The sequence below is a fragment of the Psychroserpens luteus genome (genome assembly GCF_015319355.1).
In the GTDB taxonomy this organism is placed as follows: Bacteria; Bacteroidota; Bacteroidia; order Flavobacteriales; family Flavobacteriaceae; genus Psychroserpens; species Psychroserpens luteus.
The window spans coordinates 1-21,649 of record NZ_JADILU010000004.1; the positions used below are offsets into that span (position 1 = coordinate 1).

General features: G+C 32.5%; 12 protein-coding genes and 1 pseudogene. 2 read left to right on the top strand and 11 right to left on the bottom strand.

Features of this window, described 5'->3' with window-relative positions:
• Nucleotides 1–477 precede the first annotated feature (477 nt).
• Both IM744_RS09840 and IM744_RS09845 read right to left on the bottom strand, forming a co-directional pair.
• Nucleotides 478–1,830, bottom strand: a complete 1,353-nt coding sequence (locus IM744_RS09840) for a UDP-N-acetylmuramate--L-alanine ligase (protein ID WP_194507974.1) — start codon at nucleotides 1,828–1,830, stop codon at nucleotides 478–480.
• A gap of 81 nt (nucleotides 1,831–1,911) precedes the next feature.
• Nucleotides 1,912–2,865 carry a tetratricopeptide repeat protein gene (locus tag IM744_RS09845; protein WP_194507975.1) on the bottom strand — a complete coding sequence of 318 codons (954 nt, stop codon included), beginning with the start codon at nucleotides 2,863–2,865 and terminating at the stop codon, nucleotides 1,912–1,914.
• A gap of 279 nt (nucleotides 2,866–3,144) precedes the next feature.
• Between IM744_RS09845 and IM744_RS09850 the strand changes: the two genes are divergently transcribed.
• Nucleotides 3,145–9,561 carry an alpha-2-macroglobulin family protein gene (locus IM744_RS09850; RefSeq protein WP_241738313.1) on the top strand — a complete coding sequence of 2,139 codons (6,417 nt, stop codon included), beginning with the start codon at nucleotides 3,145–3,147 and terminating at the stop codon, nucleotides 9,559–9,561.
• Between the two features lie 107 nt (nucleotides 9,562–9,668).
• On the top strand, nucleotides 9,669–11,237 hold the full coding sequence (locus IM744_RS09855) for a hypothetical protein (RefSeq protein WP_194507976.1): 1,569 nt from the start codon (nucleotides 9,669–9,671) through the stop codon (nucleotides 11,235–11,237).
• 91 nt (nucleotides 11,238–11,328) lie between these two features.
• Here IM744_RS09855 and IM744_RS09860 read toward each other — a convergent pair whose 3' ends face one another.
• The 9 genes and pseudogenes from IM744_RS09860 to IM744_RS09900 form a co-directional block, all read right to left on the bottom strand.
• Entirely contained in the window at nucleotides 11,329–12,072 is a 744-nt protein-coding gene (locus IM744_RS09860; protein WP_194507977.1) for a LytR/AlgR family response regulator transcription factor, read from the bottom strand.
• On the bottom strand, nucleotides 12,069–13,127 hold the full coding sequence (locus IM744_RS09865) for a sensor histidine kinase (RefSeq protein ID WP_194507978.1): 1,059 nt from the start codon (nucleotides 13,125–13,127) through the stop codon (nucleotides 12,069–12,071). The genes IM744_RS09860 and IM744_RS09865 overlap by 4 nt, the downstream gene beginning before the upstream one ends.
• A gap of 42 nt (nucleotides 13,128–13,169) precedes the next feature.
• Nucleotides 13,170–13,679: a hypothetical protein gene (locus tag IM744_RS09870; protein WP_194507979.1), complete on the bottom strand. Its 510-nt coding sequence runs from the start codon at nucleotides 13,677–13,679 to the stop codon at nucleotides 13,170–13,172.
• 237 nt (nucleotides 13,680–13,916) lie between these two features.
• The gene (locus tag IM744_RS09875) at nucleotides 13,917–16,205 is read right to left on the bottom strand and encodes an alpha/beta hydrolase family protein (RefSeq protein ID WP_194507980.1); all 2,289 of its coding nucleotides are present in this window, start codon (nucleotides 16,203–16,205) and stop codon (nucleotides 13,917–13,919) included.
• 209 nt (nucleotides 16,206–16,414) lie between these two features.
• Nucleotides 16,415–17,139, bottom strand: a pseudogene (locus IM744_RS09880) (SDR family oxidoreductase).
• A gap of 79 nt (nucleotides 17,140–17,218) precedes the next feature.
• Nucleotides 17,219–17,740, bottom strand: a complete 522-nt coding sequence (locus IM744_RS09885; RefSeq protein ID WP_194507981.1) for a DUF4136 domain-containing protein — start codon at nucleotides 17,738–17,740, stop codon at nucleotides 17,219–17,221.
• A 29-nt stretch (nucleotides 17,741–17,769) separates the two neighbouring features.
• Complete coding sequence (locus IM744_RS09890) at nucleotides 17,770–19,299, bottom strand: T9SS type A sorting domain-containing protein (protein ID WP_194507982.1); 1,530 nt, start codon at nucleotides 19,297–19,299, stop codon at nucleotides 17,770–17,772.
• 185 nt (nucleotides 19,300–19,484) lie between these two features.
• Nucleotides 19,485–20,483: a GTPase ObgE gene (obgE, locus tag IM744_RS09895; RefSeq protein ID WP_194507983.1), complete on the bottom strand. Its 999-nt coding sequence runs from the start codon at nucleotides 20,481–20,483 to the stop codon at nucleotides 19,485–19,487.
• A gap of 40 nt (nucleotides 20,484–20,523) precedes the next feature.
• Nucleotides 20,524–21,633, bottom strand: a complete 1,110-nt coding sequence (locus tag IM744_RS09900; RefSeq protein WP_194507984.1) for an adenylate kinase — start codon at nucleotides 21,631–21,633, stop codon at nucleotides 20,524–20,526.
• Nucleotides 21,634–21,649: the final 16 nt, after the last annotated feature.

Genomic DNA, 21,649 nt, shown 5'->3' on the forward strand with positions numbered 1-21,649 from the left:
GTGATGATTTAAGACCTCTTTTACACAACGAAGTTTAAATTCATAATTATACTTGACTTTTCTTTCCATAAAAATACCCTCAAATAGTGTCTAACTTTTTGGGGGCAGTCTATTTTCTATTGGGTTTTTATTTGCTAAATTAGGTGCTTAATCACGCAATTAATCCCACACAGACACGTTAAACGAACCTCCTGATTTTAGTCTAAAAAATTGATTTGGTTGATTTATAAAAATTAAGAGCCAAACTTTAAGTTATCATATTTCCGAAGAAAACATTAATCAAACTTACTGATTTCCAAACCCATAACATAAAAATAATCATCTATTTTATTCCATTGTTGAGCAATTTCATATGTTTAAAAACCATTTTATCTCAAACACTTAACGCTTTAAAACTAAATAAGAAATATTTTATCATGAATGGATTCATAAAATAAATAATGAGATCCTGAAACAAGTTCAGGATGACGAGTCTTACTAAAAAAGGCTTTTCAACTCCTCAAAATCCAAACCACCATAATTACCACTACTCATTAACAACAAAGCTTTATCGTCAAAATTCTGAGAAAATAGAAAGGATTTAAAATCTTCTGGATTGGTATAAATAATCAAATCGTCACGCTCAAAAGCATTCGAAATTTGCTCATGAGTAACTTCTTCTAGTTTTTTGATTTCTACTGCATGAGGTGAGTAAAAAACCACTGCAACATCTGCAGCATCGAGAGCACCTTTATATTCTTTTAGAAACTCTGCATTTAAACTACTGTAAGTATGTAATTCTAAGCAAGCCACTAAAGTTCTATTTTCATATTGTTCTTTTACAGCGTTTGTAGTCGCTTCCACCTTGCTTGGAGAATGTGCAAAATCTTTATAAGCTACACTTTTAGAAGTTTCCGCAATTTTCTCTAGTCGTTTGCTTGCACCTTTAAATGTAGAAATCGCTTCGTAGAAATCATCTTCATCTATTCCCATATGCTGACAAATCCATTTGGCACCAGCAAGATTATTGAGGTTATGTTTTCCGAAGACTTCTATAGGCAAATCACCTTCAGATGTTGCTAATAATGTTTGTCCGTTTTCAACTCGATATTCAGGTGTTTGATATGCTATTTTACGAATTTGATTATCACTTGCTTCAACGACACGTTTTACCTCAGGATCTTCTTCGTTGTAATTTATGCTTCCGCCTTGTACAATACTATCTACAAAAATGGAGAACTGCTCCACATAATTCTCATACGTAGGAAACACATTAATATGATCCCAAGCAATCCCACTCATCAATGCAATATTAGGTTTGTACAAGTGAAATTTTGGTCGTCTGTCAATTGGTGAGCTCAAATATTCATCACCTTCTAGAACGATAAAATCATTATCCTCTGTGAGTTTAACCATCACATCAAAACCTTCTAATTGTGCGCCAACCATATAATCAACATCACGATCATGATAATGCATCACATGTAAAATCATAGATGTTATAGTCGTTTTACCATGACTTCCTCCAATAACAACACGCGTTTTATGCTTGGATTGCTCGTAGAGAAATTCTGGGTAGCTATAGATTTTAAGATTGAGTTCTTGTGCTTTTAAAAGTTCTGGGTTGTCTGCTTTGGCGTGCATTCCTAAAACGATAGCATCTAAACTAGAGGACACTTTCTCTGGAAACCAACCAAATGCTTTTGGCAATAAACCTTTAGCATCTAATCTTGATTTTGAAGGTTCAAAAATAGTATCGTCACTTCCTGTAACTTGATATCCTTTATTATGAAGTGCTAAAGCAAGGTTGTGCATGGCACTTCCTCCAATAGCTATAAAATGTACGTTCATGTGTTATGTTTTCTAGACGTTCAAATATACTAATTGAAGAGTTAAGTATAAAGTCTAAATAGATAACTTTTAATTAGAAGTTTATAAACTTTGAATCGTTGTTTTCTCTTCCTCAAAAACATCAATCTCAGGCAAATCTGTAATCGCCTTATCAATCCATTTTAAAGCATCTTCTTTATTTCTTCTGAATTTATAAATCTGCGCCAATCTATAATAAGCCCAAGCTTTTGGCACTCCGTCTTTAGCAGAATAATTATCAATATAAGTTAGCAAACACTTTTCGCCTTTATCTAACTCAATATTATACTCTGCACACACTTTCCCTATTTGATAATGCATCGCATTACGTTGATGTTTTTCTCCAGAGGCTTCTAGATTAGTGATGACTTTATCTGGTTGTTTCTCTTTTTGGTATAAATCGGTGAGTTTATCATAACAGGTTAATGAACCTCCTGTTTCTATAGCTAATTTGTAATATTTCTCTGCCAATTCTGGTTCGTCATCATATTCATAGATATACCCTTTTGCCAAATAGCCATCCACTTTAGAAAGTGCTTCCAACTCGTTTGCATATTTAAAAGACTTGCTTTTACTTCCACCAATAATTCCTGGTAGTTGCATGTATAATTCTACCAAAGCCCAACGTGTATCAATGTGTTTTGGGTCTAACTCTGCAGCTTTCAAAAAAGCATCTTTAACGTCTCCTATAATACCGAGTGCTTTTATTTTGCTTACGCTAAGTGCTTTCATACCTAAAGCACCACCATATTTATAATGAAAATTTGCATTATTAGGCTTCCCTTCTACTAATTTTTTATACTGAACGATTGCCTCATCCCATTTTTTCTGATGACCATAAGCATCTCCATATAATTCTAAAGCTTCAAGATCGCTTTGATGGATTTTAACGTATTGAGAAAGTAGTTGCTCTGCCTTTTTAAACTCTTTCTTATCAATGAGCTTTTTGGCATCATTTAATGACGACTGACTAAACATAAAAACAGGTACTAAGAAAAATAAAATAAAATGTTTCATGTATTAATATTTATAGTTTTTTTTTAAGGTCACATGCTGTTCGCTAATAATACATCATTAATGTGATAAAACATTAGCATGCTCGTTTCATACAACTACTTACGCAAAAAGGGCACCAAAAGATTTCAAACCTTAATGTGGTACTGTTTTTGATTTTCAAGTTACAAAGATAAATAGTTTACTCTAAAAATTATTAACTTCACTCAACCAAACTAAACAATCACTCATTTGTTGTTTTCTTCGGAAGAATAAAGGATTAATTTTCCTAAAATTTAAATTATGAAGCCAATTATAAGCGTATTAATGATATTATTATTTGCAAATTTTTCTAACGCTCAAACCGAAGACTATGCCAAACTTTGGCAGGAAGTCGATGAGTTTGAAAATCAAGGTTTGCCAAAATCTGCTTTAAAAATTGTAGAGGCTATTGAGAAAAAAGCGAAAGTTAGTAATAATACACCACAGGAAGTTAAGACGTTACTTTTCCGAAGTAAATATGCACTCATACTAGAAGATGAAGCGCAATTTAAAATTATTGGTGAGTTTAAAGATGCGATTGCAAAAAGCGAATCGCCTACAAAAAATGTGCTTCAAAATATGTTGGCTACATTGTATTGGCAGTATTTCACTCAAAATAGATGGAAGTTTTATAATCGAACGAAAATTGATAATTCAACAGACTCTGCAACTACTGATGTAGATTTTAGAACATGGGATTTACAGACTTTATTTGAGGAGATTCACAAAAATTATGAGCAGTCTTTACAAAACGGAATCATACTCCAACAAACCAAATTAGACGATTTTGAGGCGATTTTAACTTCACAACCTAATTCTAAAATTTACAGACCTACGCTTTTTGATTTATTATCACATCAAGCTTTAGTTTTCTATAAAACCTCTGAAACTAATATCACCAGACCTGCTTATAAATTTGAAATAGATGACCCAGAACTTATTGGGAATTCCAGTGATTTTTCTGCAATACGATTAGAATCTAAAGACACGATGTCCTTACAATTAAACGCTTTAAAAATTTATAAGAGTTTGATAAAGTTTCATTTACAGGATGAATCTCCACAAGCACTTGCAGATGTGAATCTAGAACGTTTAACGTTTGTTACACAACATGCCATTTTTGATCATAAAGAGACACTATTATTAGAAACTTTAGATCAGGAAAGCAAAAAATGGAATGCAGCAAACAATAGCGTAGCTGCACTATACGATTATGAAATTGCAAAAGTTTATCAAACACAAGGTAACAGCTATCAACCAAAAACGAATGAAACACATCGTTGGAAACTTAAAGAAGCTTTAGAACTTTGTGATACTGTCATCACTAAATATCCAAAAAGTCAAGGTGCAGAAAAATGCAACATTCTAAAATCTCAAATATTAGCGCAATCCCTTCAAATATTTACAGAAGATGTGTTACCCATAGATAAAAATGCGTTGTCATTAATTACATATAAAAATAGCAACAACATTCAATTTAAAATTGGAACGGTTACAGATGCTGAGTTAAAAATCATTCGTACGTATAATCAAACTGAAGAAAGGCTTAAGATTTTAAAAAACATGAAAGCGATTCAAAGCTGGACTTCTAATTTAAAAGACGAAAATGATTATCAAGAGCATAGCACAGAAATTGCAATTCCGAAGTTAAAAAACGGACGCTATATCATCTTCGGACAAGTACAAAACGATAACAAGACTTATGCGTTTAAAGAAATTCAAGTTTCAAATCTTGCTTACATTCAAAAAGAAGATCAAGGTGATGTCACCTATCAAATTATTGATAGAACAAACGGAAAACCTATACCGAACGCAAAAATTATTTTAGATTTTATCAAAAATTATAACGGAAATTATAGAACAGATAATTACACTACAGATGATAATGGAGAGTTCTTTGTCAAAAAAGCAGAATACAACCGTTCTCAAATTAAACTCACAATTAAAGCTAATAATGACACTGCTTTATTTGAAAGTTTACACCTGTACCGTTATTATAACTACGGAAATAATAAACCTAATTATCCGCTACACAAAGGATTCATATTCACAGACAGAAGCATCTATAGACCAGGACAGCCTTTATATTTTAAAGGAATCGCAATGACCACAAATGCCGATAAAACAGAAGTTTTAGCAAATAAAACCGTTAACGTTACACTTTACAACACCAATGGCGAAGAAGTAAAATCTTTAGAATTAGCGACCAATGAATTCGGATCTGTTTCTGGAGAATTTATCATACCTAATAATGGTTTAACAGGTAATTTCTCAATAAGATTAACTGGTGAAAATAACTTAAATGCCTATCAATCTGTTTCGGTAGAAGAATATAAGCGTCCAAAATTTGAAGCAAAATTTACACCTGTTACAAAGACCTATAAAGTTAATGATACAGTTACCGTAAATGGAAATGCGCTCGCGTATGCAGGCAGCAACATTACAGATGCAAAAGTGGTGTATCGTGTACACCGAAAAGTACAATATCCAAGATGGTACTATTGGTACAGACCTTATTTTAATTCTGAGCCACAAGAAATCGCTCATGGAGAAACGACTACAGATGCAGATGGTAAATTTGAAATAGACTTCAATGCGATACCAGATGCAAGTCAAGATAAATCTGCATTACCAACATTTAGTTATGAGATCACAGCAGATATTACAGATATTAATGGCGAAACGCGCAGTGCAACCACAAATGTAAATGTTGGGTATCATGCGTTGACTGCTCAAATTAGTATTGCCAACCAATTGGACAAACAAGATAGTAAGCAATCCATGTCTATAGATACCAGAAATCTAAATGGTGAGTTTGTAGCTGCAAAAGGAAACATCAAAATTTATAAACTTAAAGCACCAAATTCGGTTTTGAGACCTCGTCCTTGGGCAGCTCCAGATTATCAGGAGTTTACTGAAGCTGAGTTTAAAACCTTGTTTCCAAATGAAGCCTATACCAATGAACATGACTCTAAAAATTGGAAGAAAGGCGAACTTGTTTATGATAAAGATTTTAATACTGAAACCTCTAAAGAACTCCAACTAGGTAAAATCAAACGTTGGGAATCTGGAGCCTATTTGGTCATCCTAGAAAGTAAAGATCGTTTTGGTCAAGAGGTTAAAGATGAAGCTCAAACGATGGTTTATAGCAACGATGACAAAACCTTAGCAGATAATCAGCTCTTTAATATTGCTACAAATAAGACGTCCTACGGAATTAATGATACTGTAGAACTTTTAATTGGTTCTTCTGCGGAAGGGTTATTTCTTACTATAGAAGTTGAGAAAAATCATGACATTATAAGCAAGCAAGTCGTTGCAATTAATAACAATAAACAAACGATAAAAATCCCAGTATCTGCAGAAGATTTAGGTGGTTTTGTGGTGCATTATAGTTATGCATTTAAAAACAGTTTCAATAACGGAAGCTTAAATATCAACGTGCCTTATCCAAAAACAGATTTAGAAATAGAAACACAAACCTTTAGAGATAAATTACAACCAGGAACCGATGAAACTTGGCGTTTTAAAATCAAAGGCCCTAAAGGAGATAAAGTCGCTGCAGAACTTTTAGCAAGTATGTACGATGCTTCTTTAGATCAATTTAAAACACATAATTGGTCGTTTAATCCAATTCAACAAGCATCTTACTATTCGCAATACAGATTAAACTCTGGGAGAAGTTTTACAATGAATCCGTTTACAGTTAACAATTTACAAAGAGGTTCTGGTAACCATAGTGTTCAAGGATATGATGCTTTAAATTTCTTCGGACTCTATTTTAGCGATTATTACCACGGAAGGCAACAATACTTAAGACGTCAAAAAAACATAGTACCATCAACATTTACAAGTAAAAAATTAAAAAGCATAAAATCTGGTACAGTAGAAGGAATAATAAAAGATGAGAACGGAGAACCTTTACCAGGAGCAAATATTTTAATCAAAGGTACAGAAACCGGAATTACAAGCGATTTTGATGGTGAGTTTTCTTTAAAAGCTAAAAAAGGTGATGTCTTGGTTATTAATTTTATAGGAATGAAATCCTTGGAAATAAAGGTCGCGAAAGATAATTATTTTAGTGTGACACTTAATGAAGATAGTGCTGCTTTAGAAGAGGTTGTAATTACTGGCTATGCTGGTTCTACAAAGCGAAGTAAATTATCTAGTGCAGTTTCTACTGTTTCTGCAGAATCAATAGATGCTGCTGATATGGAAGCGGATGATTCTGATTACTATTTCAATATGAAAATAGCAAAAGTTATTCCTGGAGAGAATGTAGTTGGAGGTCTAACAAATCTTAATGTATTTGATGTACCAGAAAAACCAAACTTCGACGATGTAAAAATCCGTAAGAATCTTCAAGAGACTGCATTCTTTTTTCCGCAGTTACAAACCGATGCAGCAGGCAATGTGAGTTTTAGTTTCACAACACCTGAAGCTTTGACCAAATGGAAACTGCAATTGTTGGCTCATACAAAATCGTTAGAAAGTGCAATCTCTACTTTAGAAACTGTGACTCAGAAAGAGTTGATGGTCATCCCAAATGCACCACGTTTTTTGCGAGAAGGTGATAAAATTAGTATCAGTACTAAGATTGCAAATCTTACTGAAGGTACATTAGAAGGTGTTGCTATACTTCAGTTATTTGATGCGCTTACAGGAGAATCTATTGACGGTAAATTATCAAACGCTTACAATGATTTAGGATTTAAAGTTTCAGCAAAAGGAAATACAAACGTCACTTGGAATCTCGAAATCCCATTTGATGTCGACGCTGTACAATACAAAATCATAGCAAAAGCAGGTGATTTTAGTGATGGAGAACAAAATGCGTTACCAGTATTGAGTAATAGAATGTTAGTGACAGAAACTTTACCAATGTGGATTAAGAGTAATGAAACACGAACGTTTACTTTAGATAAGTTGGCTACAACAACATCTACAACGCTTAAGCACCATAAGTTAACATTAGAAATGACTTCAAATCCTGCTTGGTACGCTGTACAAGCGTTACCTTATTTGATGGAGTATCCTTATGAGTGTAACGAACAAACGTTTAGTCGTTATTATGCAAATACTTTAGCAAGTCATATTGCGAATAGTAATCCAAGAATTCAGGAGGTTTTTAATCAATGGCGAAATACAGATGCGTTGTTATCTAATTTGGAAAAGAATCAAGAATTGAAATCTATTTTAATTCAGGAAACCCCTTGGTTACGCGATGCTCAAAGTGAAACCGAACAGAAAAAACGTATCGCACTCCTATTCGATTTAAACAAAATGAAAAACGAATTAGACTCTGCAATGCGTAAACTCCAAAATGGACAAATGAGTAATGGCGCTTGGTCTTGGTTTAATGGAGGACGACCAAACCGTTACATCACTCAGCACATTATTACTGGTTTTGGGCATTTAGACAAACTTTCTGTCACGTCGAGCGAAGTCGAGATGCAAATGATTGAAAAAGCAATCTCATATCTAGATGATGAGTTCGTTCAAGAATACAAAGACATAAAAAAGTATAATAAAGATGTTGATTTAAGTAAAGATCACCTCAGTTACACACAACTGCACTATTTGTATATGCGCAGCTTTTTTCCGGAGCTGAAAAAATCGAAAGAAGTGGAGACGATCACAGATTATTACCAGACGCAAATCCAAAAATACTGGTTGAGTCGCTCGTTATATGCCAAAGGGTTAATGACGTTAGTGTTGCATAGAATGGATGATGAAAGCACATCTGCAAAGATTTTAGAATCGTTGCGTGAAACGAGTATTACTTCGGAAGAATTAGGAATGTATTGGAAAGAAAACACGAGTTCTTGGTACTGGTATCAAGCACCAATTGAAACGCAAGCCTTGTTGATTGAGACGTTTTCCGAAGTAGAAAATGACACAGCAACGATAGATAATCTCAAAATCTGGTTACTCAAAAACAAACAAACCAACCGTTGGAAAACCACCAAAGCAACTACCGAAGCTGTTTATGCATTACTACTTCAAGGTAGCGATTGGTTGAGCGTTTCAGAAATGGTAGATATCGTCATAGGTGGACAACAAATTGAGCCTTCAAAACTCGAAGATGTCAAGGTTGAAGCTGGAACTGGATATTTTAAAACGAGTTGGAATTCTTCGGAAATTGAACCAGAAATGGCAACCGTTAAATTAACAAAGAAAGGTGATGGCATTGCTTGGGGAAGTTTATACTGGCAATATTTTGAGGATTTAGATAAAATTACTTCCGCAGAAACGCCATTAAAACTAAGCAAGAAACTTTTCAAGAAAACAAATACAGATACTGGAGAGCAAATCACAGAGATCACACCAGAAACCGATTTAAAAGTTGGTGATTTGGTAAGGGTTCGCATAGAACTTAGAAGTGATCGCGCTATGGAATTTATCCATATGAAAGATATGAGAGCTGCTGGATTAGAACCTATAAATGTATTATCTCAGTATAAATATCAAGACGGATTAGGTTATTATGAAGCTACTAAAGATGCCTCAACCAACTTCTTTTTTGATTATTTACCAAAAGGCGTTTACGTTTTTGAATATGATTTAAGAGTGAATAACGCTGGAGATATGAGTAATGGAATTACGACAATTCAAAGTATGTATGCTCCAGAATTTAGTAGTCATAGTGAAGGTGTGAGGATAGAAATTAAAGAATAAGTGTAGACTTTTAATTATTATAAAAAAGCGATTAAGATAATTTCAATTTAAGAAATTTCTTAATCGTTTTTAGTTTTACTATTTTGCTAGTCCTAAAACCTAACTAAATGAAAAAAATAGTATCAATCGCGCTATTACTATTGGCGACGACATTTACTTTTGCTCAAGACATCTCAATCACTCAGAGTGAGATTTTTAAAGACAAAAAGAAAAACTCTTATTTAACTTTAACATTAGAAGCCGAAGATGGTGGTATTGTGACTATACGTCAATATCACTCAGGATTTGGGCTTAGATTAAAAGGTTATTACATTCAATATTTTGATGCTAATCTAAAGCTTGTTAAAGAATTAGATTATGAAGTAAAAAATAAAACGATAAGAAATGCTTTTTTAAAAGATGGTCAATTACATCTTATAGAAATTGAACAAGAAAAGAAAGAAGATCGAATTGCTATAAATGTATCATCTTCCGATTTGAACAATCTAAGTTTCACTTCTAGAAACCTATTGACATTTACAGAAGATAATGTTAAGAAATACTTCGGCCTTATGCTTTTCGGTAACGGTTGGAATCAGGCAGATGGAGATCATATGGGAGATGTAGTTCTGTCTGCAAATGAAAAGTTTTTTGCCATCAATTTTGATTTTAAAAACAAAGAAAAAGAAACACACAAGGTATTTGTATTCAATGATAACTTTGACATGGTTTACGAAAAACTAATTGTAAAAGATATTAAAGACAAATTATTCATTTATAGTGATTTTGATGTTGATGGCGAAGATGGAACTATTTATTTTTTAGGTAAAGCCTATGAAAATGGTAAACGTAAATCTAAAAAAGATGGTAAGGTCAACTATCACTTTGAACTCAATAAGATCAATGCCGAAGGTGAAAAAACAGTAAATTTTAAAAATGAAGAAAATTATATTCAATCCTTATCATTAGTGGTTAACGAAGATCGATTAGCATGTGTAGGATTCTACGGAAAAAAAGAAGCCTATAAACTCAATGGTGTTTGTATCTACGACCTCAACCCTAAAACTTTAGAAACCAATTATAGTAAATTTAATGAATTCTCTGCTGAGTTCATGACAGATAAATATGGTAACAAAGAGGGAAAAAAGAAACGTAAGAAAGAGAAAGGCATCAATAATATTGATTTTAAAGGTGTATATCTAATGGCCAACAATGATATTTTAGTAAATGCTGAAGAGTTTTACATCACAACGCATACAACAATGGGAGCTAATGGTTCAATGTCGACAATAACTATTTACCATTATAATGATATCATGGCAATGCGATTGGACGCTAATGGCAATTTGAAATGGGCAAGAAACATTAATAAAGCTCAAACAGGAACTGTTAATAGTTCTTTTACAACATTACCAGTTGGAGAGTCCACTTACTTTTTTATTAACTGCTCTGATAAAGTGAAAAAATTAAGTGCTGATAGAATTTCTTTTAAACAAACATCCTCTAAAAAATCTAATCTTTATGCAATCTCTATTGACAACGATGGTAATTTTGATTATAAAAAACTCATAGATGATAAAGATTCTAAGGTCTATTACAAAGTAAATGATGGTGTTATTAATATGAATAATAATACTGTCTTTTTATTAGGAGAACGCAAGAAAAAAGGACAAATCTTAAAATTAAAAGTCAACTAAACAGATTTCTTTAATGAATAATAAAGCCTGCAAGAAAACAAATCTTGCAGGCTTTTTTTTATATAAATATATTATAAACTAATAGTAAAAATCAAAAGCTCAACTGCTCTTTAAACAAGTAAGATTGTCGTCTGGAGATTTCAATTTCTTCTCCAGATTGCATTTCAATTTTCAGTTTCCCATTAAACCAGGAAATCACTTTTTTTACGTGATGGATGTTTATAATCTGTTGTCTATTGGCTCTAAAAAAAACTTCAGGTGGGAGTTTTTCTTCTATCTGCGCCAAAGATTTATAAATTAAAGGCTTGTTATTTTCAAAAAAGACACGCGTATAATTACCTACAATTTCAAAAAGCGTAATGTCTTGAATTTTGACTAACCAACACTTTTCTCCATCCTTAATGAATATTTGTTTATCGAGGTTTAAAACATCTTCTTTAGACTCATCTTCGGAAATTTTAATTTCTGGATCTTTTGTTGCATTCTCAATAACCTTTTCTATACTTTTTGAAAATCGTTTTTGATTGATTGGTTTTAATAAATAATCAAAAGCGTTGTACTCAAAAGATTTTATAGCATATTCATCAAAAGCTGTGGTAAAAATAGTAATGGGAACATCATCGAGCATTTCAAGAAGCTCAAAACCATCTTTTTCTGGCATATTAATATCCAAAAACAACAAATCTGGTTTCGTCTCATTGATAAGTTTAAAACCATCATCTACGTTTTCTGCTTCACCTAAAAGTTCAATTTCTTGATGTGTTTTTATCAACTCTTTTAACTCATTACGAGCTAAACGAGAATCTTCAACAATTACAGCTTTTAAAGTGATCATGACAACGGTATTTTTATAGTAGCAACCACCTGATTTTCTATTTCCGTTATATTGAAAGTTGCCTTTTTTGAATACAATAAATCCAAGCGTTGCTCAATATTTTTTAGGCCTAATTGGGTTGAGTTTTCATGTTTTTTAATTGTACCAGAGTTCGTGACTTCTATTTTTAAAAATTCCGAAGTAACCTCTGTAGTCAATACAACCTTACCTCCACTTTTTAAGTTTGAAACCCCATGCTTAATGGCATTTTCAATCAGCATTTGGATAATCATTGGCGGAATTTGCTTCGTCAATGATTGGTCATCAATATGAGTTTCAAATTGCAAACGATCCTCAAACTGAATTTTAGAAATCTCCACATAATTATCTACCATTTCTAACTCGTCTTCAAGTGCAATAGAGCTCACATCATTTTTTGTAAGTGAATAGCGTAAAGTTTCAGATAAACTCGTAAGCATACTTCTCGCCTTGTCAACATCTTCTAACATCAACCCTCTAATATTATTTAAGCTGTTAAACATAAAATGCGGATTGATTTGTCCTTTCAATGTATTTAGCTGAGATTCTTTTAAACTCGTTTGCAATTGTGCTTGGCGCAACTTAATTGTGTTGAGATAATAATAAATTTTTATGGCGAAAACGACAAACAACCATACAATAAAATAAGTAGTAAAATGTGGTACATTAGTCATTTTCATGAGAAACGTAACAGTTGAATCTTTTTCTAAAAAATAGTGTGCAAGAATACTAAGCATTGGCCAAAGCAAAAGATGATAGATGACCTGTGTTAGTATAAATACAGCTACCAGTTTAAATACATCCTTTTTAGTAAAATTGGCGACATTGAAATAATTCTCTAAATAAAACAGAATAATGAAAGACAAGGAAAAACCTAAAAATCCACAGACAAAACCTTCAGAAATTAAGTAATATAAACGATTGACATCCATGCTTTCAGAATAAGAAACCTTATCAAGCGTGAGCATAAAAAATGCGAAGGCAATCCATCCTATGAAATTTAAAATCCAGTATTTATAATTTGTAATTAATTTCATTTAGTGTTGTGTCATGAAATGATTGAAGTTATTGAATAACTCTTATATATAAGATGCTAACTCTAGTTCACTTTCTAGTCCTTCAATTATTTTATCCATTTTCTTATAGGCTAGATTTCCAAAAAATGATACCGCTGCAATATAACATATCATAACCAAAATTGCCTGACCTTTTGACTCCAAAAAAGATATAGCAAACGGTAAAAGTGATAGCATCCAAAAACTCATAAAATACATTTCGTATTTTTTTCGCTTTTTTATGTAGCTTTTAAAAGTTGTAATACTCGAAATTAATGATGTTTGCGTATACGATTTCTGCTTAATACCTTTTAATGATAAATACTTAACCATATAGTAAGCGAGACCTAAAATCCCAATACACAATAAGACTACTTCTAAAGTTTGATCTCGTGATAGATAAATGATTTTTAAAGACACTATAATAAGTATAAAGCAAGATAATTTCGCCATTACTGACCCTTTTAATAAGGCTCTAAATGTTTGAAGTTGCTTTTGAAAATTGTCTTTTATTTTTGGATTATTGAGTTTCATAACTATTGTTTTTAAATGGTTTTTTAATTCAGAAAAAGGATGATGATAATGTCTAGAATTGTTTTAATTATTGTAATCATAATAATGTTCGTTTAATTGATTGAGTATAAAAATAACTCCCTATGTTAAATATTCCTATGAAATTATGATGAGCGGTAAATAGGTTATGTCGAACGGAAAACCTAAATAAAAAGAGGTTGAACAACTGTTCTGTTCAACCTCTTTATTGATTGGTTATTATTTTAGATGCTGAGCAAAGAACCCTAGAATCGTTTCATACAATTCAATTCTATTAGCTTCATGTGCAAATCCATGGCCTTCATCGTACTTTACCATATATGGAACATGGATGCCTCTGGCTCTCATATTTTGAACAATTTGATCTGCTTGTTCTATTTTAACTCTTGGGTCATTTGCTCCTTGAATCACTAATAAAGGCTGTGAAATTTTATCTGCATTTAATGCTGGAGACACTTCGGTCATGATTTTATGTTCTTCGGAAACTTCTGGATCATAAAACCTGTCCTTATACCATTGTATGTAGGATTTACGTACTCCAGAGAAATTCTCTAATAAAGAAAATAAGTTAGACACACCAACATAATCTACACCACAGATGTACATATCTGGAGTTTTTATTAAACTCTGTAAGGTTGCCAAACCACCATAACTCGCACCATAAACCGCTACTTTATCTTTATCTACCCAAACGTTTTTGATGACAAAATTTACACCATCTTCTAAATCCTCAATCATAGATCGACCTATTTGCTTATGTCCAGAAATTTGAAACGCTTTACCATAACCACCAGAACCTCTGTAATTAATTTGTAATGTTGCATAACCTCTACTCGCAAATAATTGCGCTTCATTATTAAAAGTCCAACTATTTCTTACTCCAAATGGTCCACCATGCGGATTCAAAATTAAAGGCACTTGCTCTCCATTTAACGCTGCTTTTGGTAAGGTGATATAACCATGTAAAGTTTTACCATCACGACTTGTAAAGCTTATTGGCTTCATTTCTGCCAAATCCTTTTCATCTAAATGAGGCAACATATTTGCAAGCTCTTCTACTGTGTTCTTTTCTAAATCATACAAATAGTAGATCCCTCTTAATTTGTCACTTGAGATATGAACAATAAATTTAGTTTCATTTTTATCATAACTTAAAATTGAGATTTCTTTATCACCAAACTCCTTTGCAAGTCTTTTATATATCTTTTTGTAGAATTTGCTTACAGGTACCAAAGTCTTTTTTGCTCCTTCATACGAATAGAAATCAACTTCATAGTTTCTGTTTTTAGATGAAATAACCATGTTATCTATTTCATAAGTATCATTTTTGAAAACAGTTTCTAATTTTTTATTAGTTTTCATATCATACTTATAAATCTCATATTTATCACTCTCTACATTACTCACTAAATAGACATCATCGGGATTTTTTGTCGTGTAATCAAAAGCTAAAATGAGATCGTTGTTATCAAAGTCGGTTTTATTTCTGAATTCAAATTCCTTTGTTTCTGAGTTTTTAAAGAAGTTTTCAAAGTACTTTCCTTCTTTTAATTTTGAATAGGCTCTCAAAACTCCATCATTATCAAAAATATAATCAGAAATAGGAGTTTTTGGATCTGTATTTTCAAATAACTTTTCAAGTTCACCTGTATTGATATTAATTTTAAATGGTTCAAATAATTCCTCATTATCCTTATTCATAGTCACTACCATATGATTAGGATCATCTTGCAAAACGTTTTCTAATTCCACCATTGTTTTATCGTAAGGTGTCAACTCAACGTTATTAGATCCATCAGGATTAGCTCCAAATAAATGATAGTTTTCATTTCCACCTTTGTCTTGGAGATAGATTAAACGATCATTACCCTTCCAGAAATAAGCACGTACTAAATCTTCTTTTTCGTAAATGGCTGTAATCTCTTCATTAGTCTTAAGATTCTTGACAATGACGTTATTTTTTCCGTTTTCATCTTTTCTTCGGAAAGAAATGTAGTTTCCATTTGGCGAAATTCTAAACGTAGACAGCTTAGGCTTTTCAAAAAAATCTTCTACTGTATATTTAAAAGATGATGTTTCTAATGCAGCAATTCCCCTTAATTCTTCGTCACTTGATGGTAAAGAAGTATCACCTGGAAGCGTTTTTACGGTTTTGATTAAATTGAATACATAATCTTTACCCGATTCTGTGTAAGTTCCTTTTAGCTGACTTTCACTTAATTCTCCTATATATTTGAGGTCATATTCTTCAGATTCTATCGTTAGTGTTAGATTATTAAACTCTGTTTTTTCTATAGGAATACCCATTGCTCCTTGAATAGGCACGTCAAATGTAGAAGAGTAAACTCCGTTTACCTCTTCGACGTTGAAATTCATTTCTAAGGTCATGTCTTCAAGTTTTAATTCTCCTGTCCAAGTTCCTGTTATCTCTTGTGCTTGTAACAACAATGTTCCCATCAATGCGATGGTACTTGTGATGTACTTAATTTTTTTGATGTAATTTTTCATGATTTTTAATATTTATAATGTGATTATTTTATTAATAACATGATAAAACTACAGCATCACCTTTGAGAAATTATCTAAAATATGATGAACGGTAAAATGATTTATGTAAACGGAAAACAGGTCTAGAAACAAATCTTTATGACACAAAAAAAACCGTTAAATCATCTGTAAAATGACATAACGGGTCTTGAGTTAATTATATAAAAATATTAGTTACTTGGTGGTGTTTTAGGACGTACTTCTATTTTACTTGGTAAAGTTCTAGGATTCATTTTTAACAAATCGACTACCAATTCTCCAATATCTTCGATTTGAATTTTCCATGCACCTTTGTCGCTTGGCTCATTTCCGTTGAAATGAGTAGAAACAGATCCTGGCATTATAGTACTTACTTTTATTCCGTGTTTACGCAAATCAAGCATAACCGCTTGCGTAAAACCTGTGACTCCAAATTTACTAGCGTTATAAGCAGATCCTCCTGCAAAGAAATTAGCTCCTGCCAAACTTGAAATCGTAATATAATACCCTTTTGATTTTTTAAGATGATCCACACTTGCTTTTATCGAATTAAAAGCACCTGTGAGATTAGTATCTATAACATCATTCCATTGTTCGGGAGTTAAGTCTTCTATGCTTCCAAAATGTCCTAAACCAGCATTGGCAATGACGATATCTAATTGACCAAACGTATCAATAGCTTGTTTTACTGCTGCTACTTGGCTTTCTAAAAACCGAACATCTGCTTCAACACCTATTATATGTCCTTTGAATTTGTTTTCTCACCTAATTCTTTAGCTACTTTATTTGACGAAGCTTCTGTTCTACTAGTAATGACAACTTTAAGCCCTTGATTTAGTAATGCTTCTGCAATACCGTAGCCAATTCCTTTTGTTCCACCTGTGATAAGTGCAACTTTATTTTTTAATGTATTCATTATTTTGTTTTTCGGTTTAACACAAGTTACAAAACAATGAAACTAAAAAGAAGTTTAAGATGTTATGGAAATGATAAAATTATTTTTTCGGCGGAAAACCCTCAAGCACCTTTTCTACAAGCGCTATAAATTGAGCTTCGCGTTTTTCGGGAGATGCGTTAGGTTTGTAATTAGATTCAGAAACTGCTTGCCAAAAAAGTTGGTCATTACTTTCATCTACAAAGTCAAAAATGATTTCTCGTCCAAGTTGACTTTGACCTATTGGTAATCCTATTGAAATTCCGCCACCAACATTTCTTCCAGAGCCACCAACACCTACTCCAACATTGTTATTTCGTTGTTGCTGAAATTCGCTAGACTTAATATCTACTAAAAAATCTGGAGTCTGAGATAATGTATAACCTCTACTTTGCATGGCATCATCAAATGCTTTGAACAAACGTTTTGAGTCTAATTCACTCATTCCTGTATTCACATCAGAAAAATAGTTATAGGTTTTGTATTGTGTAAAATCACGCGTTTTTTCGTAATCGTAATTGACTCTAATTGAAGAACAGGAAGTCAATAGTATGACTGTTAGTAAGAGATATAGATTTTTCATTGCCTTTTTTATTTTAAAAGTAGCAAAAATTATTCCTTTATTACTCTATATGATTTATATCTATTATCAATACCAACTTTAACGATATACATTCCAGAACTTAGTGAAGATACATCTAATTCTCCTTGAGTTGTATTAGAATCCATACTCAATATATTTTGACCTACGAGGTCATAAACCCAAATTGACTCAATAGTATCATTCCCTCTAAAAGTCAATACTGAATTCACTGGGTTTGGATACATTGAAAATCCTTCAAAAACATCCTTTTTAACTGATAAAGTTGCGTCTTGAAAAGTTAAATCAAATAAGCCAGTAGCTCCAGAACTATCATTAGACCATACTTGAAGATAGTAATTGGTATTCGCTGTAATAGTAATATCATTTAAACTTCCTGCAGCACAAGCATTTTGAGTTTGGATCAAACTACTGTACTCACCTTCCCATAATTGCAAATTGTAATCATTGTCAACTATAATATCTACAAGCGATGCAGTTTCTAAGTTAAAAGTTAACCAAACATCTTCTCTATTTGATTCGTTACAACTTGGGATTTGTATTGATTCACTTCCAAACGTACTGTATATTTCAAGTGTTTGATTAAGTGTGATTGGTACTGCTAACTCAATGTCGTCATTAAAAGGCCTAGAATTACAAGCATATGCCACTTGAAAATAGCTTTTACAGCCTTCTGCATTGTCAGATATTACCAGACTGCCAAAATTAGGAGACGGATTTGGATCATTTAGATACTCACAAATAGCATCAATATTACAAACAGATAAACTAGGGTTATTACTAATTTGCAATCCACCGCCTAATGGTGAGATATTTAATTGTGAAATATCACTTAAAATTAAATTATCTCTTATATATAAATCTAGTAGGTCTGTATTAAGATTTTCAAGTCCTTCTAATGAAACCAGACTCATATTATTTTCAATTTGAAACACTAAATCTACATATGTAAAATTCTCTAATCCACTAAAATTAACTAAATTATCATTGTTGGTTATATATAAATAATCTGTCCCTTGAATACCTTCCAGTCCATTAAGATTTACTAATGAATTGTTATTAACTATATTTAAACTTTCAACATAGTTAGCATCTATACCCTCTAAACCGCTCAAACTTGTTAGTTGTGGATTACTATATATTACAAGACCAGCGCCTGTTGCACTTGCTGGTTGTGCAAAACTAGACAATGCATTGATATTTTGTAACAACAAATTATCTCCAATAGTTATAAAAAAATGATTATCTCCTATAACATTTGATAAATTAAGTCCATCAAGGCTTGTTAATAATGGATTACCAATGATTTTAAGATGCCTAACCTGAGTAAGACTAGACAAAGGACTTAAATCTGTAATATCACTTCCACTTATAGTTAAACCTACAATTAAAAATGCATCACAATTAGGATAATTGGTCCCAAAATCATTTATTTCTTCTTGACTTGTTAAAACAAAAGACTGACCAACTGGTACTTCTGGACATTGCGAGAAACAAAAAAATGGAAAAACAAAAAATAGAATAGCGTAGAAATTTTTCATAACAAATTGGCTTTAATATCCATAAGAGAAACCTTATATCAAATAACTACAAAAAATGATTATGGAAAGATTTTTTTCTTCATAATACCTAATCACCCGTTGAGTGACTCAAATCTAACATATTACGCAATATTACGATTACAAGCTCAATGACAACAATCTAAAAAGCTCAGTGACCGCAAAAATTAATCGTTAAGCATTTTCCAAAGTTTATCTTTCAATTCCATAATCCCTTTTTGAGCTACAGAGGATATAAACATGTATTGTATTGGAAGTTCTTTATCTAACTGTACTTTCATTTCTGCCTGGAGTTCGTCATCTAGCATATCGCTTTTAGAAATCGCAATCATACGCTCCTTATCCAACATTTCTGGATTATAACGCTTGAGTTCATCCAACAAGATATCATATTGTTTACGAATATCTTTAGCATCTGCAGGAATTAAGAACAGTAAAATAGAGTTACGCTCTATGTGACGTAAAAAGTAATGACCAAGACCTTTACCTTCGGCAGCACCTTCAATAATCCCAGGAATATCTGCCATGACAAACGTTTTGTAATCACGATACTCTACAATCCCTAAATTTGGTTTTAGAGTCGTAAACTCATAATCTGCTATTTTAGGTTTTGCAGCAGAAACAACAGATAGTAATGTAGATTTTCCAACATTTGGAAAACCAACTAAACCAACATCTGCAAGAACTTTAAGTTCTAAAGTAATTCTATTTTCTTCAAGGTCTTCTCCTGGTTGTGCATAACGAGGTGTTTGATTACGAGAATTTTTGAAATGCCAGTTCCCTAGTCCTCCTCGTCCACCTTGTGCGATGATTTGCTCTTCACCATCATCGGTAATTTCAAACAACGTTTCATCGGTTTCTGAATCTTTCACAACAGTTCCTAAAGGCACATCTAGATAAACATCTTCTCCATCTGCTCCTGTACTTCTACTCTTGCTTCCATGACCTCCATGACCTGCGCGTGCATGTCTTTTAAATTTTAAATGTAAAAGTGTCCAAAGGTTTGAACTCCCACGAATAATAACATGACCTCCTCGACCACCATCTCCTCCATCTGGACCACCTTTTTCAATGAATTTCTCACGATGTAAGTGTGAAGAACCTTGTCCTCCTTTTCCAGAAGATACTTGTATTTTTACGTAATCAACGAAGTTCCCCTCAGTCATAGTCTTTGTATTATATAAATTCGTTTGCTTATAAGATACCTTATAATTTATCGATTACTTTATTCAAACGTTCTGTAATATCTTCAATACTACCAACACCATCAACTCCAAAATATTTATCTTGAGCTGCGTAATAATCTTTTAATATTGCTGTTTTCTTGTAGTATTCTGTAATTCTGTTTCTAATAATAGACTCGTCAGCATCATCTTTTCTTCCACTTGTTTTTCCACGCTCTAATAAACGTCCAACAAGTACTTCATCATCAACTTCTAAGGCAATCATCGCATTAATTTGCGAATCTTTGCTATCCATCAAATGATCTAAAGCTTCTGCTTGCGCATTTGTTCTTGGGAAACCATCAAAGATAAACCCGTTAGCACCTGTATTTTTCTCAACTTCTGCATTTAACAAATCAATGGTCACTTGATCTGGTACAAGTTCACCTTTATCCATGAAAGACTTAGCTAACATGCCTAAAGCAGTTTTGTTTTTTATATTGAATCTAAACACATCTCCTGTTGAGATATGAACTAGATTATACTTTTCCTTTAAAAAATTAGCTTGTGTTCCTTTTCCTGCTCCTGGAGGTCCAAATAGCACTAAATTAGTCATGTGTTGTGTTGTTTTTAATTGATATATAGCTGGTAAATCTCTCCCTAATCCGTTGTAATCTAATCCATAACCAACTATGAATTTATTAGGGATTTCTATACCAACATAATGTAATTTAAAGTCTTTTTTATAGGCTTCTGGTTTGTAAAACAAGGTTGCGATTTTTAGCTCGTCAACATTCTCGTTTTCAAAAATGCGATGCACTTCTTTTAATGTGTTTCCAGAATCAATGATATCTTCTAGAATAACTACTTTTCTACCAGATAAATCTTGTGTTAAACCAATGAGTCTATGAATATCCTCAGTAGATTTCAAACCTTCATAAGATGCCAGCTTGATAAAAGTGACTTCACAAGGTTTAGGATATTTCTTTACAAAATCACTCACAAACATGAAAGAACCGTTCAAAATCCCTACAAACACTGGGATTTCGTCCTGTAAATCATTTGCTATCTCATCTACCAAACGTTGTACAGTAGCATCAACTTCTTCTTCAGAAATGAATGGTTTAAAGTATAAATCGTGTAGTTTAATCACTTGATTTTGTTTTTAA

Bases quoted from the DNA above. Each gene is read 5' to 3' on its own strand.
- IM744_RS09840 (WP_194507974.1), bottom strand. From the start codon at position 1,830: ATGAACGTACATTTTATAGCTATTGGAGGAAGTGCCATGCACAACCTT.
- IM744_RS09845 (WP_194507975.1), bottom strand. From the start codon at position 2,865: ATGAAACATTTTATTTTATTTTTCTTAGTACCTGTTTTTATGTTTAGT.
- IM744_RS09850 (WP_241738313.1), top strand. From the start codon at position 3,145: ATGAAGCCAATTATAAGCGTATTAATGATATTATTATTTGCAAATTTT.
- IM744_RS09855 (WP_194507976.1), top strand. From the start codon at position 9,669: ATGAAAAAAATAGTATCAATCGCGCTATTACTATTGGCGACGACATTT.
- IM744_RS09860 (WP_194507977.1), bottom strand. From the start codon at position 12,072: ATGATCACTTTAAAAGCTGTAATTGTTGAAGATTCTCGTTTAGCTCGT.
- IM744_RS09865 (WP_194507978.1), bottom strand. From the start codon at position 13,127: ATGAAATTAATTACAAATTATAAATACTGGATTTTAAATTTCATAGGA.
- IM744_RS09870 (WP_194507979.1), bottom strand. From the start codon at position 13,679: ATGAAACTCAATAATCCAAAAATAAAAGACAATTTTCAAAAGCAACTT.
- IM744_RS09875 (WP_194507980.1), bottom strand. From the start codon at position 16,205: ATGAAAAATTACATCAAAAAAATTAAGTACATCACAAGTACCATCGCA.
- IM744_RS09885 (WP_194507981.1), bottom strand. From the start codon at position 17,740: ATGAAAAATCTATATCTCTTACTAACAGTCATACTATTGACTTCCTGT.
- IM744_RS09890 (WP_194507982.1), bottom strand. From the start codon at position 19,299: ATGAAAAATTTCTACGCTATTCTATTTTTTGTTTTTCCATTTTTTTGT.
- obgE (WP_194507983.1), bottom strand. From the start codon at position 20,483: ATGACTGAGGGGAACTTCGTTGATTACGTAAAAATACAAGTATCTTCT.